Here is a 1,228-nt window from a genome sequence, read left to right on the forward strand (position 1 = left end):
GCATGCCCTCGGCGCCCAGCCAGTGCTGGACGAGGAACGTGCCGTGGAAGCCGATGAACAGCGTCCAGAAGGTGATCTTGCCGAGACGCTCGTCCAGCATCTTGCCGGTCCACTTCGGCCACCAGAAGTGGAAGCCGGAGAACATCGCGAACACCACGGTGCCGAAGACGACGTAGTGGAAGTGAGCCACCACGAAGTACGAGTCGGAGACGTGGAAGTCCATCGGCGGCGAGGCCAGGATGACACCGGTCAGACCACCGAAGGTGAAGGTGATGAGGAAGCCCATCGCCCAGAGCATCGGGGTCTCGAAGGACAGGCTGCCCTTCCACATGGTGCCGATCCAGTTGAAGACCTTCACACCGGTCGGGACCGCGATCAGGAACGTCATGACGGAGAAGAACGGCAGCAGCACACCGCCGGTGACGTACATGTGGTGCGCCCACACGGTCACGGACAGACCCGCGATCGCGATGGTCGCCGCGATCAGGTTCATGTAGCCGAAGATCGGCCGGCGGCTGAAGACCGGGATGACCTCACTGATGATGCCGAAGAACGGCAACGCGATGATGTACACCTCCGGATGCCCGAAGAACCAGAACAAGTGCTGCCAGAGCAGCGCTCCGCCGTTGGCCGGGTCGAAGATGTGGGCGCCGAACTTGCGGTCCGCCTCCAGCGCGAACAGCGCCGCGGCCAGGACCGGGAAGGCCAGCAGGACCAGCACACCGGTCAGCAGCACGTTCCAGGTGAACACCGGCATGCGGAACATCGTCATGCCCGGTGCGCGCATGCAGATGATCGTGGTGATGAAGTTGACCGAGCCGAGGATGGTGCCGAAGCCGGAGAAGGCCAGACCCATGATCCACATGTCGGCGCCGATGCCCGGGCTGCGGACCGCGTCCGAGAGCGGGCTGTAGGCGAACCAGCCGAAGTCGGCCGCGCCCTGCGGGGTGAGGAAGCCACCGACCGCGATGAGCGAGCCGAACAGGTACAGCCAGTAGGCGAACATGTTCAGCCGCGGGAACGCCACGTCGGGCGCGCCGATCTGCAGCGGCATGATCCAGTTCGCGAAGCCGGCGAACAGCGGCGTCGCGAACATCAGCAGCATGATCGTGCCGTGCATCGTGAACGCCTGGTTGAACTGCTCGTTCGACATGATCTGCAGACCGGGCCGGGCGAGCTCGGCGCGCATGAGCAGCGCCATCACGCCGCCGATGACGAAGAACGCGAA

The 1,228-nt window shown here is 64.4% G+C and carries 1 protein-coding gene; it reads right to left on the minus strand.

The features are described from left to right. On the minus strand, positions 1 to 1,228 hold a 1,228-nt coding region (locus OO68_RS41540), incomplete at both ends, for a cbb3-type cytochrome c oxidase subunit I (protein WP_033314694.1).

Origin of the sequence: Streptomyces iakyrus, assembly GCF_000717055.1 — a bacterium.
Taxonomy (GTDB): domain Bacteria; phylum Actinomycetota; class Actinomycetes; order Streptomycetales; family Streptomycetaceae; genus Streptomyces; species Streptomyces iakyrus.